Annotated in this window: 14 protein-coding genes; 12 read left to right on the plus strand and 2 right to left on the minus strand. The window is 73.3% G+C overall.

From position 1 onward, the window contains the following. Nucleotides 1-93: 93 nt before the first annotated feature. The gene (locus ACIOD1_RS34420) at nt 94-513 is read right to left on the minus strand and encodes a hypothetical protein (protein ID WP_365629314.1); all 420 of its coding nucleotides are present in this window, start codon (nt 511-513) and stop codon (nt 94-96) included. Nucleotides 514-711: 198 nt separating this feature from the next. Between ACIOD1_RS34420 and ACIOD1_RS34425 the strand changes: the two genes are divergently transcribed. From ACIOD1_RS34425 to ACIOD1_RS34460, 8 genes are all read left to right on the plus strand, one after another. Further along, nucleotides 712-1,044, plus strand: a complete 333-nt coding sequence (locus ACIOD1_RS34425; protein ID WP_365629317.1) for a DUF4190 domain-containing protein — start codon at nt 712-714, stop codon at nt 1,042-1,044. Nucleotides 1,045-1,097: 53 nt separating this feature from the next. Further along, entirely contained in the window at nt 1,098-1,877 is a 780-nt protein-coding gene (locus tag ACIOD1_RS34430; RefSeq protein ID WP_365629320.1) for a hypothetical protein, read from the plus strand. 21 nt (nt 1,878-1,898) lie between these two features. After that, nucleotides 1,899-2,420, plus strand: coding sequence for a GNAT family N-acetyltransferase (locus ACIOD1_RS34435; protein ID WP_401907073.1), 522 nt, complete (start codon nt 1,899-1,901; stop codon nt 2,418-2,420). Between the two features lie 74 nt (nt 2,421-2,494). Further along, entirely contained in the window at nt 2,495-3,232 is a 738-nt protein-coding gene (locus ACIOD1_RS34440) for a 2OG-Fe(II) oxygenase (protein ID WP_401907075.1), read from the plus strand. A 4-nt stretch (nt 3,233-3,236) separates the two neighbouring features. Beyond that, entirely contained in the window at nt 3,237-4,742 is a 1,506-nt protein-coding gene (locus ACIOD1_RS34445) for an AlkA N-terminal domain-containing protein (protein WP_365629394.1), read from the plus strand. Nucleotides 4,743-4,839: 97 nt separating this feature from the next. Beyond that, the gene (locus tag ACIOD1_RS34450; RefSeq protein ID WP_401907077.1) at nt 4,840-5,355 is read left to right on the plus strand and encodes a methylated-DNA--[protein]-cysteine S-methyltransferase; all 516 of its coding nucleotides are present in this window, start codon (nt 4,840-4,842) and stop codon (nt 5,353-5,355) included. A 12-nt stretch (nt 5,356-5,367) separates the two neighbouring features. Continuing rightward, a complete protein-coding gene (locus tag ACIOD1_RS34455; RefSeq protein WP_401907079.1) occupies nt 5,368-6,111 on the plus strand; it encodes a 2OG-Fe(II) oxygenase in 744 nt (247 codons plus the stop codon). A 17-nt stretch (nt 6,112-6,128) separates the two neighbouring features. Continuing rightward, the gene (locus tag ACIOD1_RS34460; protein ID WP_365629335.1) at nt 6,129-6,956 is read left to right on the plus strand and encodes a hypothetical protein; all 828 of its coding nucleotides are present in this window, start codon (nt 6,129-6,131) and stop codon (nt 6,954-6,956) included. Here ACIOD1_RS34460 and ACIOD1_RS34465 read toward each other — a convergent pair. Then, nucleotides 6,925-8,463, minus strand: a complete 1,539-nt coding sequence (locus ACIOD1_RS34465) for an FAD-dependent oxidoreductase (protein WP_401907081.1) — start codon at nt 8,461-8,463, stop codon at nt 6,925-6,927. The two genes, ACIOD1_RS34460 and ACIOD1_RS34465, sit on opposite strands and share 32 nt — an antisense overlap. A gap of 214 nt (nt 8,464-8,677) precedes the next feature. Between ACIOD1_RS34465 and ACIOD1_RS34470 the strand changes: the two genes are divergently transcribed. The 4 genes from ACIOD1_RS34470 to ACIOD1_RS34485 all read left to right on the plus strand — a co-directional run bounded on the left by ACIOD1_RS34470 (nt 8,678) and on the right by ACIOD1_RS34485 (nt 13,052). Continuing rightward, a complete protein-coding gene (locus ACIOD1_RS34470) occupies nt 8,678-9,481 on the plus strand; it encodes a 2-amino-3,7-dideoxy-D-threo-hept-6-ulosonate synthase (RefSeq protein ID WP_365629397.1) in 804 nt (267 codons plus the stop codon). Continuing rightward, the gene (locus ACIOD1_RS34475; RefSeq protein ID WP_401907083.1) at nt 9,478-10,587 is read left to right on the plus strand and encodes a 3-dehydroquinate synthase II family protein; all 1,110 of its coding nucleotides are present in this window, start codon (nt 9,478-9,480) and stop codon (nt 10,585-10,587) included. The genes ACIOD1_RS34470 and ACIOD1_RS34475 overlap by 4 nt, the downstream gene beginning before the upstream one ends. A 78-nt stretch (nt 10,588-10,665) precedes the next feature. Then, the gene (locus ACIOD1_RS34480) at nt 10,666-12,060 is read left to right on the plus strand and encodes a class I adenylate-forming enzyme family protein (RefSeq protein ID WP_365629343.1); all 1,395 of its coding nucleotides are present in this window, start codon (nt 10,666-10,668) and stop codon (nt 12,058-12,060) included. 2 nt (nt 12,061-12,062) lie between these two features. After that, nucleotides 12,063-13,052, plus strand: a complete 990-nt coding sequence (locus ACIOD1_RS34485; protein ID WP_365629400.1) for an Ada metal-binding domain-containing protein — start codon at nt 12,063-12,065, stop codon at nt 13,050-13,052. Nucleotides 13,053-13,157: the final 105 nt, after the last annotated feature.

Genomic DNA, 13,157 nt, shown 5'->3' on the forward strand with positions numbered 1-13,157 from the left:
GATCGCATGGTGAGTTCACCCGGCTGGGGGTGCTTACGCCGTAAGCACCTCGCCCTCGGAACGGGGCCCTGACGTTCGGGTTGCGACAGCCTCCTACGGCTTGGGGGTCCATGGGGTCGGTGTGGGGTCGGGGGCGTCGAAGGCCTGGCGGAGTTTTTCCTTGAGGGTTTTCGGTGGGGCCTGGACCTCCTCTTGGCTGTGGACGAGGCGGGCCGCGGTCACGCGGATGTGGCACTCGCGGTGCCGCTGGGCGAGGTGGACCAGCCAGGAGCCGTCCCGGGTGAGGTAGGCCTGGCGGGCGGGGGTGTCGCCGGGGAGGGCGTGGCGGGCCAGGACGGCCGGCAGGTGGTGTAGGGCGGCGTCCTGGGCGAGGGCGAGGGCCTCCGCCTCGGTGCCGTTGACGAAGTGAGTGGCGGCCAACGTCCAGCGGTGGAGTTTCAGCTTGACGCCGTCGGCACTGCGAGTCGTCCGGGTGTCCTCTTCGATGAGGACGTACCACTGGTCTGTCGTCATGGCCGGAGCCTAAGGGCTGTCCCGTAGACGGGTGTGGTGTGGAGCGGTCCGGGGGGCGGGGTGGCCCGTTTAAGGGCCTCGATGCGAGGAAGACGCTGACTCCTTGGTGAAGAAGATCAGTTGGGGGTTGTGATGTCCGACGCGTATCGCTCGCCTGACGTCGAGGACGGCGTCCATCCCGGCACGGGACGGAACGGGATGGCCACTGCGGCTCTGGTCGCCGGGGTCGCCTCGCTGTTGTTGCTGTGGTTGTGGTTCGTGGGGATTCCGCTGGCCGTCGTCGCGATCGGGCTGGGCATCGCGGGGATCCGCAGGGCGAGGGCCGCCGGGAACGACGGGCGGGGGAGGGCCGTCGCGGGCCTGGTCCTCGGCTGCGTCACCGTCGTGCTCGCGGGGGTCCTCGTCGCCGTCGGTGTCTCCATCCTCAACTCCGACGAGGGCAAGGAACTGCGCTCCTGCCTGGGCGACGCCCGGACGCAGCAGGAACAGCAGCGGTGTCAGGACCGGTTCGGCAGCGACACGGGCGAGTGACGGACGGCCGTATCGCGGAGCGGGCACGGGGACGTGATCTCTAGGCTGACCCGATGGCAGAGCTGATGCGGTTCGGGGCGGGTGTGGCGTGGTTGTCGGAGCGCCGGGGACTTGGTGTGGGGGTGCTGGCCGAGCACGCCGGGGTGGGTGCGGACGAGGTGCGGGCGGTGCTCGCGGGGGAGACGCCCGGGGAGGGGTTGCTGCGGGGGATCGCGCCCGTGCTCGGGTTCCGGGCGGTCGACCTGTTCCTCTTCGCGGGGGTGGGGGTGCCCGAGGATCTGGCGCCGGTGGACCGGGAGGCGGGCCGGACGGTGCGGCAGATCGTGATGGACGGGTTGCACCTCGCCGCGGAGGAGCGACGTGAACTGCTGCAATTCACAAGGTCGTTGCCGCTGGAAGAGCGGACCTGCGCGTTCGTCCCGAAGTGGGTGGAGCGGGTGGGTGAGGGGCCGGGGGCCTGGATCATCGGCATGCTCCAGTACCGCAATCTGGACTGGCACGACATGGCACACCTGCTGGCCGTGCTGACGCCCAGTTATCTGTCGGCGGCGACCTACGGGATGGTGGGCGCGGGGCGCTCCGAGCTGACGCCCCGGCTGGTGAGGGACTGCGCCGCGCTGTTGGGCATCGACGCCGTCGAGCTCGGCGCGCTGGTGGGTGTCGAGCCGGCCGAGGCGCCGCCGTCGGTGGCGCCGGAGGCGGTGGACGCGGCGGAGCTGTTGTGGGAGGCGCGGCGGTTGTCCGTCGGGCAGGCGGAGCGGGTGGCCGAGGTGGCGAAGTCCATGCGCACGAGTCCGAGCGACCACTACCGCCTGAACCTGTCCGGGGGCTGAGGCTGCCGGCAGACTCGACGGATGGACGATCTTCGTTGGGGTGTGCGGGACATGGTCGAAGGGGATGTCGGGGCCGTGTCCGAGGTGCGGGTGCGGGGGTGGCAGTGGGCGTACGTCGGGTTGGTGCCGTCGTCGTACCTGGATGGGCTCGATGTCGGCGAGGACGCCGCGCGGCGGCGCGGGTACTTCGCCGATGGCTCTTCCGGGATCGCCAATCTGGTCGCCGAGGACGCCGGTGGTGACGTGGTGGGGTGGGCCGCCTACGGGCCGCCGCGCGGCGGGGAACTGCCGCAGGGTGAGGAGGAGTTGTTCGCCCTCTACGCGCGTCCCGAGCTGGTCGGGACGGGGATCGGGCGGGCGCTCCTGGGCGAGGTGCTGCGCCGGACGCCGCATTCCGCGCTGCGGCTGTGGGTGGTCGAGGGGAACACACGGGCGCGCCGGTTCTACGAGCGGGCCGGGTTCCTCGCCGACGGGGCCGGCCGCGTCGACGAGTACCACGGTGTCCTGGTGCCCGAGGTCCGCTACCACCGGCCGCGCGGGTAGCCGAGCGTGATGTCCGAAAAGCGCCGGCCCGGGTGGGGGGCGCCGAGGACCATGGTGGGGTGGAGAGAGAACTCGTGCTCTTTGAGCAGGTCGACGGCGGGGCCGGGGAGGCGCCGCCCGACGGTGGTGTCGTGGACTGGGGGGCCGTGTACCGGGAGCTCGACGAGCGGGGGGTGGCCCTGACGCCGCCGCTGCTGTCGCCCGAGCAGTGCGCGCGGGTCGCGGCGACCTTCGACCGGCCGGGAATGTTCCGTTCCACGGTGGTGATGGAGCGGCACCAGTACGGGCGGGGCGTGTACCGGTACTTCGCCGATCCGGCGGCGGTGCCCGAGGTGGGCGGGCTGCGGGAGGGGCTCTACCCGGGGCTGGCCTGGATCGCGAACCGGTGGGCCGGTCTGCTCGGGGAGCCGGCGTTCCCCACGACGTTGGAGGGGCTGCGGGAGGAGTGCGCGCGGCGGGGTCAGGTGCGGCCGACCCCGCTGTTGCTGCGGTACGGGCCGGGGGACTGGGCGGCGCTGCACCAGGACGTGTACGGGGACCTGGTGTTCCCGTTGCAGGTCGCGGTGATGCTGAACGAGCCCGGGGCGGACTTCACGGGTGGGGAGAGCGTGTTCGTGGAGCAGCGTCCCCGGGCGCAGTCCCGGGCGGTGGTGGTGCGGCCGACGCTGGGGCAGGGTGTGGTCTTCCCCGTGCGGGAGCGGCCGGTGCGCGGGGCGCACGGGGTGCGGCGGCACGCGATGCGGCACGGGACCAACGAGGTCGGGAGCGGCCGGCGCAACGTGTTGGGTGTGATCTTCCACGATGCCCGCTGAACCGATGACCGAGGACGGCTGGTACGCGGCCGTGCGGGGGCGTGACGCGCGGTTCGACGGGGAGTTCTTCTTCGCCGTGACCACGACGGGGATCTACTGTCGGCCCAGTTGTCCCGCGACCACGCCGAAGCGGGAGAACGTGCGGTTCTTCGCGTCGGCGGCCGGTTCGCAGGCGGCCGGCTTCCGGGCGTGCCGGCGTTGTCGGCCGGACGCGGTGCCGGGGTCGGCGGAGTGGAACGTACGGGCCGATGTCGTGGGGCGGGCGATGCAGCTGATCGGCGACGGGATCGTCGACCGGGAGGGTGTCGCCGGCCTGGCCTCGCGGCTCGGCTTCAGCACCCGGCAGGTGCAGCGTCAGCTCAACGCGGAGCTGGGGGCGGGACCGATCGCGCTGGCGCGGGCGCAGCGTTCGCACACGGCGCGGATCCTGTTGCAGACCACCGACATGCAGACGGCGGAGATCGCGTTCGCGGCGGGGTTCACGAGCGTGCGGCAGTTCAACGACACGATCCGGGGGATCTACGCCGCCACTCCGCGCGAGCTGCGGGCGGCTCGTCCGGGCCGTTCCGGGCGTTCGGGGCGCTCGGCGGGCTTGGGGCCGGTGGCGGTGTCCGACGGGGCGGCGGGCGTGGGGCGGCGGTTGGCCTACCGGGGGGCGTACGCGGCCTCGGAGGTGTTCGACCACCTGGAGCGGCGTGCGCTCACGGGGATCGAGGAGGTCGTCGGGGAGCGGGGGCGGCGGCTGTACCGGCGTACGCTGCGGCTCCCCTTCGGCAGTGGCATCGCGGAGGTGTGGGAGGCGACGGGGGAGGGCTGGCTGGAGTGCCGGCTGCACCTGAGCGACCTGCGGGACCTGACGACGGCGAGCCAGCGGGTGCGGCGGTTGTTCGATCTGGACGCCGATCCGTACGCGGTCGCGGAACGGTTGGGCCAGGGCGGGGCTGACTCCGCGTTGGGGCGGTTGGTGGCCCGGCGGCCGGGGCTGCGCTGTCCGGGGACGTGTGACCCGCACGAGTTGGCGGTGCGGGCCGTGTTGGGTCAGGCGGTGTCGGTGGCGGCCGGGCGGGTGCTGGGCAACGCGCTGGTGGCCGCGTACGGGGAGCGTCTGGAGCAGCCCAGCGGGGGCCTGACCCATCTGTTCCCGCGCGCGGAGGACCTGGCGGGGGCCGAGTTGGCGGAGGTGGGGATGCCGCAGGCCCGGCGCGGGGCGCTGCGGGGCCTGTGCGCGGCGCTGGCCGACGGCACGGTGGTGTTGGACGCGGGCGCGGACCGGGGGCGGGCGCAGGAGGACCTGGTGCGGTTGCCGGGGATCGGGCCGTGGACGGCGGGCTACATCCGGATGCGGGCGTTGTCGGACCCGGACGTGTTGTTGACGGGGGACGTGGCGGTGCGGGCGGGGATGCGCGCCGAGGGTGCCTCGATGGCGGACGCGGACGCGTGGCGGCCGTGGCGTTCGTACGCGATGCAGCACTTCTGGACGGCGCGGGCGGGGGCCGTCGCGGCGTCGTGACCCGGCCGGTGTTTCGCGGGAATGCGACGTCCGATTCCCGCCAGACTTCCTCGGCGCCGGCGCGCAGTGTGGAGGGGTGGAACACGGAAGGAAGACGATGATGACGACGACCCTGTACACGACCTACGACAGTCCTCTGGGTGAGCTCCTGCTGGTGGGGGAGCGGTCCGCGACGGCTCCGGGGGGCACCGCGCTGGCCTCCCTGTCGCTGCCGGGCCAGAAGGGCGGCGCGCGGGTGCTGCCCGGATGGGAGCGCGACGCTCAGGCGTTCGCGGAGATCGCGCGGCAGCTCGGGGAGTACTTCGCGGGCACGCTGACCGACTTCCGCGTGGAGTACGTGCACGCGGGCTCCGCGTGGCAGCGGCAGGTGTGGGAGGCGTTGGACGCCATCCCGTACGGCACGACCTTCACCTACGGCGGCATCGCGGACAAGATCGGCGCCCCGCGCAGCGCGGCCCGTTCGGTGGGCACCGCGATCGGCGCCAATCCGCTGCTGGTCATCCGCCCCTGCCACCGGGTGATCGGTGCGAACGGCTCGTTGACGGGCTACGCGGGCGGCCTGGAGCGCAAGCAGCGGTTGCTGGCGCTCGAAGGTTCGGCGCTGGCGTTCTGAGGAGACGGACGGATGACCACCACCACCATCACCGAGGCCCGCGCCGTCGCGGCGGCGCGGGAACGCGTCGACGGCGCCGCCTGGGGCGCGCTGGCCGGAGAACTGGACGAGCACGGCTGCGCGTTGACGCAGCGGCTCCTCGATCCGGAGCAGTGCCGCGAGCTCGCCGCGCTCTACGAGCGCGAGGAGTTGTTCCGGACGACGGTCGACATGGGCCGCCACCGTTTCGGGTCGGGCCAGTACCGCTACTTCACGCACGACCTGCCGGACGTGGTCGCCGGGTTGCGGGCGGCGCTGTACCCGCACCTGTTGACGGTGGCCCGTGACTGGTACGCCCGGTTGGGGCGACCGGCGCCGTGGCCCGACACGCTGGAGGAGTGGCTGGAGATGTGCCACGCGGCGGGTCAGGACCGGTCGGCGCAGATCATGCTGCGCTACGGGCAGGGCGACTGGAACGCCCTGCACCGCGACGTGTTCGGCGACATGGTCTTCCCCCTCCAGGTGGTGATCGGTCTGGACGCGTACGGCACCGACTACACGGGCGGGGAGTTCCTGCTGGTGGAGCAGCGCCCGCGGGCCCAGTCCCGGGGGACGACGAGCGTCCTCGCGCAGGGGCACGGGCTGGTCTTCACGACCCGGGACCGTCCGGTGCGCACCAAGCGCGGCTGGTCGGCGGGTCCGGTGCGGCACGGGGTGAGCACGGTGCGCTCCGGCCGGCGCCGCGCCTTGGGCCTGGTCTTCCACGACGCGTCATGACGGCGGCGCCGACACGCGTGTACACGCTGATCGGGCCGGACGGGGCCGCCTTCCGCAGTGCCGTTCCGGGGACGCTGGGCGGGCACCGGCGGGGGCGGTTGTACGGGCGGTTGGACTGTCCCTCGGCCCGGCGGGCGTTGGCCCGAGGGGGCTACGTCCGCGAGCGGGTGTTCTTCGCCGACGAGAGGACGGCGGTCGCGGCCGGCTACCGGCCGTGCGCGGTGTGCCTGCCGCGCGAGTACCGGCGGTGGAAGGCGGGGCGGCGGGAAGGGGACGTGGTGGAGTACCGCGGTCATGACGAGTTCGGGGTGCCGCTGTCGCCCCTGGTGGGCGCGGCGGAGCAGGAGGCGTACGGGCGGCTGCCGAAGCCGCGCGCGCACACGGCGGCGGAGCTGGGGGCCCTGACGGGGCTGCTGACGGCGCCGGACGCGCGCATCGACTCGGTGGTGTGCGGCCACAGCCGGGACGCGGAGTCGGTGGCGGCGGCGGAGGCGTTCGCCGGGGTGTGGGAGGCGCGCGGGGGGAGGGTCGTCGCGGTGGTGGACTGGCCCGAGACGGCGGCCTCCTGGCTGCGGGCGGCGCGCCGGTTCACGGCGCAGGCGCCCGACGCCTGGGTGGTGGCCGCCGCCCCGGTGGGGTTCGTTCAGCTGGGGCGGCGGCTGCGGTACAGCACGGACTGGGATCCGGCGCGGACGTACGCCTTCGGGTCGCTGTGCGATCCGCGGCTGCCGGCGCTCGCGGGCCCGGGCATCCTCTCGGGGTTGCGGGGTGCGGGGCCCGACGGGGGGACGTGGGAGGTGCGCGGGAACTGGGTCACCTCGTTTCCGCCCCGAACCAGCGGGTGAGGGCGGCGCGCAGTTCCTCGGCGTCGCGGTCGTCGCCCTGGGCGGACCAGACGGCGTAGCCGTCGGGGCGCAGCAGGACGGCGGCCGCGCCCCAGGAGTCGGCGGCGGTGGTGGCGCTGACGACGTCGACGCGGTCGGCCCAGGGGGCGGCGAGGGTGCGCAGTCCGACGTGGCCGGCGAGGTCGAGGAGGAGGGGGCGGCCGGCGTGGAGGAGTTCGGCGAGGGTGGTGGGGCCGTCGGCGGTCTTGAGGGGCAGGCTGGGGACGAGCCGGCCGGCGAGGGGGTCGCTGCGGCGGGCGCCCGTGTCGTAGGTGACGGCGGTGCCGCTGATCATGGCGCCGAGGTAGGTGTTGACCTCGTCGAAGTGCATGAGCTCGGAGAACAGCTCGCGCAGGGCGTCGGTGCGCGGGTCGGGGTCCATGAGGGCCACTTGGGCCCGGACGTTGTGCAGGACGGCGGCGGCGACGGGGTGGCGTTCGCTCTGGTAGGTGTCGAGCAGGCCGGCGGGCGCCCAGCCGTGGATTTCGGCGGCGAGTTTCCAGCCGAGGTTGACGGCGTCCTGGAGGCCGAGGTTGACGCCTTGGCCGCCGGCCGGGAAGTGGACGTGCGCGGCGTCTCCGGCGAGCAGGACGCGGCCCTTGCGGTACAGCTCGGCCTGGAGGGAGGCGTCGCTGAAGCGGGAGATCCAGGCGGGGCTGTCCATGGGGACGGGTACCCCGGCGATGCGCTCGACCTCGGAGCGCAGCTCTTCGATGGTGACGGGCGCGTGGCGGTCCTGGTGGGGGCCGCGGAAGTCGTAGGTGCAGACGCGGCTGAGCCCGAACGGGTTGGTCCACAGCAGGGTCCAGCCGTGGGGGGTGCGCTGCCAGCCGCCGGGGGCGGAGGCCGGGTCCAGGAGGCGCACCTCGCCCATGAGGGCGGCGACGGTGGGCCCTTCGCCGAGGAAGCGGATGCCGGCGAGTTTGCGTACGGCGCTGCGGGCGCCGTCGGCGCCGACGACCCAGCGGGCGGTGAGGGTGGAGGTCGCGCCGCGGACCGAGCGGGTGTGCAGGCGTACGTGGTCGGGGTGCTCTTCGAGGCGGACGAGTTCGGCGTCGCGCCGCAGGCGGGCGCCGAGGCGGACGGCGTCGGCGGCGAAGACCTCCTGGGCCCAGGCCTGGGGGCTGCCGACGATGACGGGGCCCTCGTCGACGACCTGGGAGAGGTCGAGGTCGAAGAGGGCGCCGAAGTGGAAGGGCACCGGTCCGTGCACGGCCCGGGAGGCGTTGCGGCGGCCGGGTTGGACGGCTTCGAGCAGTCCTCGGCGGTCGAGGGTCTGGGCGGTGCGCGCGTGCAGGGTACTGGCCTTGGAGATGCCGGAGGGCTCGGGCAGTTGCTCCAGCACGGTCACGTCGACGCCCAGAAGGGCGAGTTCCCGGGCGAGCAGGGTTCCGACGGGTCCGCCTCCCACGATGGCGACCTCGGTGTCGGCCGCTGTCGCGGCGGTTCGGTCCGGCCCGGCATGCATAGAACTCTCCTTCGTCGCCTCTGATCCATGGGTGCTAACACCGCCGGAGCGTGCCGGGTTGCCGGGCGGGGGCGCGGGCGGGGCGGTGGGCGCGGTGTCGGCCGGGGCTTCGAGCAGGGGCCGGCGGGCGTTTGACCCGATCCTTCAGTGGCCCTTGGGACAGTGCCGCCATGAGACGGAGCTGTCGCGAACGAAGGGGTGTGTCATGACGACCATGCCGCTGACCGGGAAGGCGCTGCGCCTGGCGCGGTTGTCCCGAAGAGGGGACGGCCGCTACCTGTTCATCCCGCTCGATCACTCTGTTTCCGACGGACCGATCGTGAGTGCGGCGGGATTCCCGGATCTGGTGGCGGACATCGCGGCGGGAGGTGCCGACGCCGTCGTCGTCCACAAGGGCAGGGCGCGGCTGATCCCGCCGAGCCTGCTGACGCGGACGGGTCTGGTGGTGCACCTCAGTGCCAGTACCGCCGCCGGTCCGGACGTCGACGCGAAGGTCCTCGTCGGTGACGTGGAGGACTGCGTACGGCTGGGAGCGGATGCCGTGAGCGTCCACATCAACATCGGATCCGACACGGAGGCCGCGCAGTTGAGCGACCTCGGGACCGTGGCGGCGGCCTGCGAGCGCTGGGGCATGCCGCTGATGGCCATGATCTATCCCCGTGGGCCGAGGGTGGACGACCCCACGCGTCCCGACCTCGTCGCGCACGTCGTGAGCGTCGCCGCCGATCTCGGTGTCGACATCGTCAAGACGGTGCTCGCCACTCCGCCGGAGCGGATGGCGGAGGTGGTCGCGAGTTCTCCCCTGCCGATCATCGTCGCCGGTGGTGGCGGTTCCGAGGAGAGCCTCGTGGCGTTCGCCGCGGCGGCGTTGGACGCCGGCTGCGCCGGTCTCGCCGTCGGCCGCCGCGTGTTCACCAGCCCTTCCCCCAAGCAGGCGGTCCAGAAGCTGGCCGCCATCGTCCACGGCCCCGGGCTCGCCGAGTCCGTGCCCCATCCCGAACTGGCAGGTGCCCTGTGAAATTCGCCTGGATCGACCTTCGTACCGTCCCCGCCGAGCACCGCGAGGCGGTCATCGACGCGGCCATCCACGCCCGGGTGGACGGCATCGTCGACAGTGACCCCGAGACGCTGGCCACCCTGCCGGCCACCGTCAAGCGCATCCTCGTGGGTGCCGAGCCGCCGAAGGACCAGGGTCTGGACGACCTGATCGTGCTGCGGGAGGTCGCCGACGACAACCGGCTCCACGAGCTGCGCGCGCTGCACCAGTCCGGTGACAAGAACACGGCCGCGCTGGTGAACGTGGTCGACGATCCGTCGCTGACCCTGGCGTGCGAGACCGCGATCGCCCTGCCGTACACGGTCGTCCAGTTCAAGGACCCGACGAAGATCCCGCTGGAGATCGTGATCGCGGCGGCGGACCGCGCGCCGGGCCAGCTGATCTGCCAGGCCGACGACCTCGAAGAGGCCAAGGTCATCATCGACGTCCTGGAGAAGGGCTCGGAGGGCGTGCTGGTGGCCCCCCGCAGCGCCAACGACGTCTTCGAGCTGGTGGAGCTGCTGCGCGTCAAGACCCCCGACCTGAACCTGACGACGCTGACGATCGAGTCGATCGAGCACCTGGGTCTCGGGGACCGCGTGTGCATCGACACGTGCACGCACTTCGAGAAGGACGAGGGCATGCTCATCGGCTCGTACGCGCACGGGTTCATCCTGTGCGTGAGCGAGACCCACCCGCTGCCCTACATGCCGACGCGTCCGTTCCGCATCAACGCGGGCGCGCTGCACAGCTACGTCTTCGGGCAGGACAACCGGACCAACTACCTGAGCGAGCTGAAGGCCGGCAGCGCGGTGCTGGCGGTGGGCGCCGACGGCCGGACCCGTCGGATCGTGGTGGGTCGGATCAAGCTGGAGTCCCGTCCGCTGCTGAGCATCAAGGCCACCTCGCCCGAGGGCGTCGAGGTCAACCTGATCGTGCAGGACGACTGGCACGTGCGGGTCCTCGGCCCCGGCGCGTCGGTGCTGAACGTGACGGAGCTGAAGAAGGGCGACCACGTCCTCGGTCACGTCGCCACCGACAAGCGTCACGTCGGTTGGCCCGTCGGCGAGTTCTGCGTCGAGAAGTAAGCCCTGCGCCGGTCCGGCGCCGTCGCGCGGGTGTGCGCGGCGCCGGACCGGCGGGGACGCGTCGGCCCCGGAGAGATGATGAGCGACGAAGGCTGGTGGGGCGCCGGACTGCTCGGCGCCGGTGATCCGCGGGCGATCTGGGCGCGGTCGGACGGCGCGGGTACGGCGGTTTCGTTCGAGGCGCTCCGTGTTCGTACGGAGCGGTTGGCACGGACCCTGACGTGCCACGGGATCCGTCCGGGCGCCACGGTGGCCCTGCACGGCAGCCCGAGTTTCACGCACCTGTGGTCGGTGCTCGCCCTGTGGTCGATCGGGGCGCAGGTGATCCTGCTGGAGCCGTCCCTGGGGCGCGCGGAGCGGGCGGCGTTGTTGGAGCTGAGCGATCCGCAGTTCGTGGTGACGCTGGGCGGGCCGCGCGGCGACGAGGGCGTGTTCGTGGCGGAGTGCGAGGTCCTGGTGCGTCCACGGCGCGGCGGGCGGGCGGCGCGGACGGAGCACTGCCTGGTGCAGTTCTCCTCCGGTACGACGGGACGTCCGAAGGCGACGGGGCGCACGCCCGCCTCCCTGCTGACGGAGGTGGCGCGCCTGGGTTCGCTGGGCACGATGCCCCGCGCCGGTGAGCGGGTGGCGGTCCTGGAGCCGGTGACGCACTCGTTCGCGCTGATCGGCGGGGTGTTGCACGCCTTGGCGGCCGGGGCGACGGTCGTCTTCCCGGCGTCGGCGGAGCGGTCGGCGGTGGCGCGGGCGGCGGCGGGCGCGGAGGTCGTCCTGGGCCGTCCCCGCGATTTCGCGGTGCTGGCGCAGGCTCCGGCCCGGTTGCGGCTGTCGGGGTTGCGGCTGGCCGTCTCGGGCGGGGACGTGCTGCCCGAGGAGACGGCCGGCGCCTTCGCGCGGCGGTACGGGGTCCTGGTCGGGCAGGCGTACGGCACGACCGAGACGGGCGTGGTGGCCACCGATCTGACGGGCGAGCTGGGGCCGCGGGCGATCGGTGTGCCGGTTCCGGGTGTCCGCACGCGGGTGGTGGGCGGGGTGTTGCAGGTGCACGTGCCGCGTTCCCCCTACCCGTACGACGAGCTGCCGTGTGCCGGTGACGGCTGGTTGTCCACCCACGACCTGGTGGCGCGCGATCCGGCGACGGGCGTGTTGCGGTTGCGGGGGCGGGCCGGTCGGACGGCTTCGGGCGCCGACCTGCTGGACATCGAGGCGGTGTTGCGGGCCCACCGGCACGTCACCGAGGTGGTGGTGTTGGGGCCCGATCCGGTCGAGGCGCACGTGGCGGGGACCGCCGAGCTGCGTCAGGCGGACCTGTCGGCGTGGTGCCGGCGGTTCCTGGGCGAGAAGTCCGCGCCGAGGCGTTTCCACGTGGTGCCCGCCCTGGCCCGTTCGGCCAGCGGGAAGGTGCTGCGGGACCGGGCGCGGTTGCACGAGCGGGGCTGGGCGCCGCGTCCGTCGGCTTCGGGGAGGCGTCGGTGACGATGACGGCGACGACGGCGATGAAGGCGGCTCCGGTGACCTCGCCCGTGTCCGCTGCCGTCGGGGTCGGGGCGCTGTCGGCGTACGCGACCGACGAGGAGCGTTGGCGTGCGGTGCAGCGGCGCGACGAGGCCGCGAACGGGAGCTTCTACTACGTCGTGACGACGACGGGGATCTACAGCCGCCCCTCGTGCGTGGCGCGGCTCGCCCGGCGGGAGAACGTGGAGTTCCACACCTCGCTGGAGGAGGTGCGCGCGCTGGGCTACCGGCCGTGCCGCCGCTGCCATCCGGACGAGCCCGTACTGAACCGGTACTGCGCCGAGCCGGTGACGGGGGCCTGCCTGCTGATGGACGGGGCGGTGGCCCCGCCGAACCTGGACGCGCTGGCCCGGTCGGCCGGCTACAGCCGCTTCCACTTCCACCGGATGTTCAAGTCCCTGACCGGGGTGACCCCGTACGCCTACTGGAGCGCGGGGCGGGCCCGTCGGGTGCGCGGGGAGCTGCTGGAGTCGCGGACGGTCTCCGATGCCATCTACCGGGCAGGGTTCACCTCCAACGGGCAGTTCTACGCGGCCTCCTCGGCCATCCTCGGGATGACTCCCCAGGAGTTCCGGGCGGGTGGCGCGGGGCTGGTGATCCGCTCGGCGGTGGGCCGTGTCGCGTCGGGCCCGGTGCTGGTGGCCGTGGCCGAGAAGGGGGTGTGCGCCGTGGTGGCGGGCGGTCCGCGCGAGGGTGCGCAGGCGCTGCGGGCGCGGGCGGCGGAGCTGTTCCCGCACGCGGAGCACCGCGGTGGCGGGCCCTGGTTCGCGGCGTTGGTCGGACAGGTACTGGCGCGGGCGGACCTGGCGGTGGGCGGCTGCGACCTGCTGCCGGACCAGGTGTTGAGGGTGTGCCTACAGGAGCGGATCCGCCAGGAGTTCCCGACGCGCACGGCGCCGGTGGAGGCACCCCGGGCGGAGCGGCTCACCGGGCTCGACCTGCGGGCCTGCTGAACCGGGCCGCGGCCTAAGGGCTGTCCCGTAATCCGTGGTGGATCAGCGCGCGGCGTCGGATGCGGTGCATCGCAAGGCGGAGGGACGCCCGAATACTGGACGTAT

Origin of the sequence: Streptomyces sp. NPDC088097, from assembly GCF_044741845.1 — a bacterium.
Lineage (GTDB): Bacteria > Actinomycetota > Actinomycetes > Streptomycetales > Streptomycetaceae > Streptomyces.

What these genes read in the sequence shown, in the direction of transcription:
- ACIOD1_RS34465 (WP_401907081.1), bottom strand. Translation starts at nt 8,463, where the DNA reads ATGCATGCCGGGCCGGACCGAACCGCCGCGACAGCGGCCGACACCGAG.
- ACIOD1_RS34425 (WP_365629317.1), top strand. Translation starts at nt 712, where the DNA reads ATGGCCACTGCGGCTCTGGTCGCCGGGGTCGCCTCGCTGTTGTTGCTG.
- ACIOD1_RS34435 (WP_401907073.1), top strand. Translation starts at nt 1,899, where the DNA reads ATGGACGATCTTCGTTGGGGTGTGCGGGACATGGTCGAAGGGGATGTC.
- ACIOD1_RS34455 (WP_401907079.1), top strand. Translation starts at nt 5,368, where the DNA reads ATGACCACCACCACCATCACCGAGGCCCGCGCCGTCGCGGCGGCGCGG.
- ACIOD1_RS34445 (WP_365629394.1), top strand. Translation starts at nt 3,237, where the DNA reads ATGACCGAGGACGGCTGGTACGCGGCCGTGCGGGGGCGTGACGCGCGG.
- ACIOD1_RS34480 (WP_365629343.1), top strand. Translation starts at nt 10,666, where the DNA reads ATGAGCGACGAAGGCTGGTGGGGCGCCGGACTGCTCGGCGCCGGTGAT.
- ACIOD1_RS34430 (WP_365629320.1), top strand. Translation starts at nt 1,098, where the DNA reads ATGGCAGAGCTGATGCGGTTCGGGGCGGGTGTGGCGTGGTTGTCGGAG.
- ACIOD1_RS34450 (WP_401907077.1), top strand. Translation starts at nt 4,840, where the DNA reads ATGATGACGACGACCCTGTACACGACCTACGACAGTCCTCTGGGTGAG.
- ACIOD1_RS34420 (WP_365629314.1), bottom strand. Translation starts at nt 513, where the DNA reads ATGACGACAGACCAGTGGTACGTCCTCATCGAAGAGGACACCCGGACG.
- ACIOD1_RS34470 (WP_365629397.1), top strand. Translation starts at nt 8,678, where the DNA reads ATGCCGCTGACCGGGAAGGCGCTGCGCCTGGCGCGGTTGTCCCGAAGA.
- ACIOD1_RS34485 (WP_365629400.1), top strand. Translation starts at nt 12,063, where the DNA reads ATGACGGCGACGACGGCGATGAAGGCGGCTCCGGTGACCTCGCCCGTG.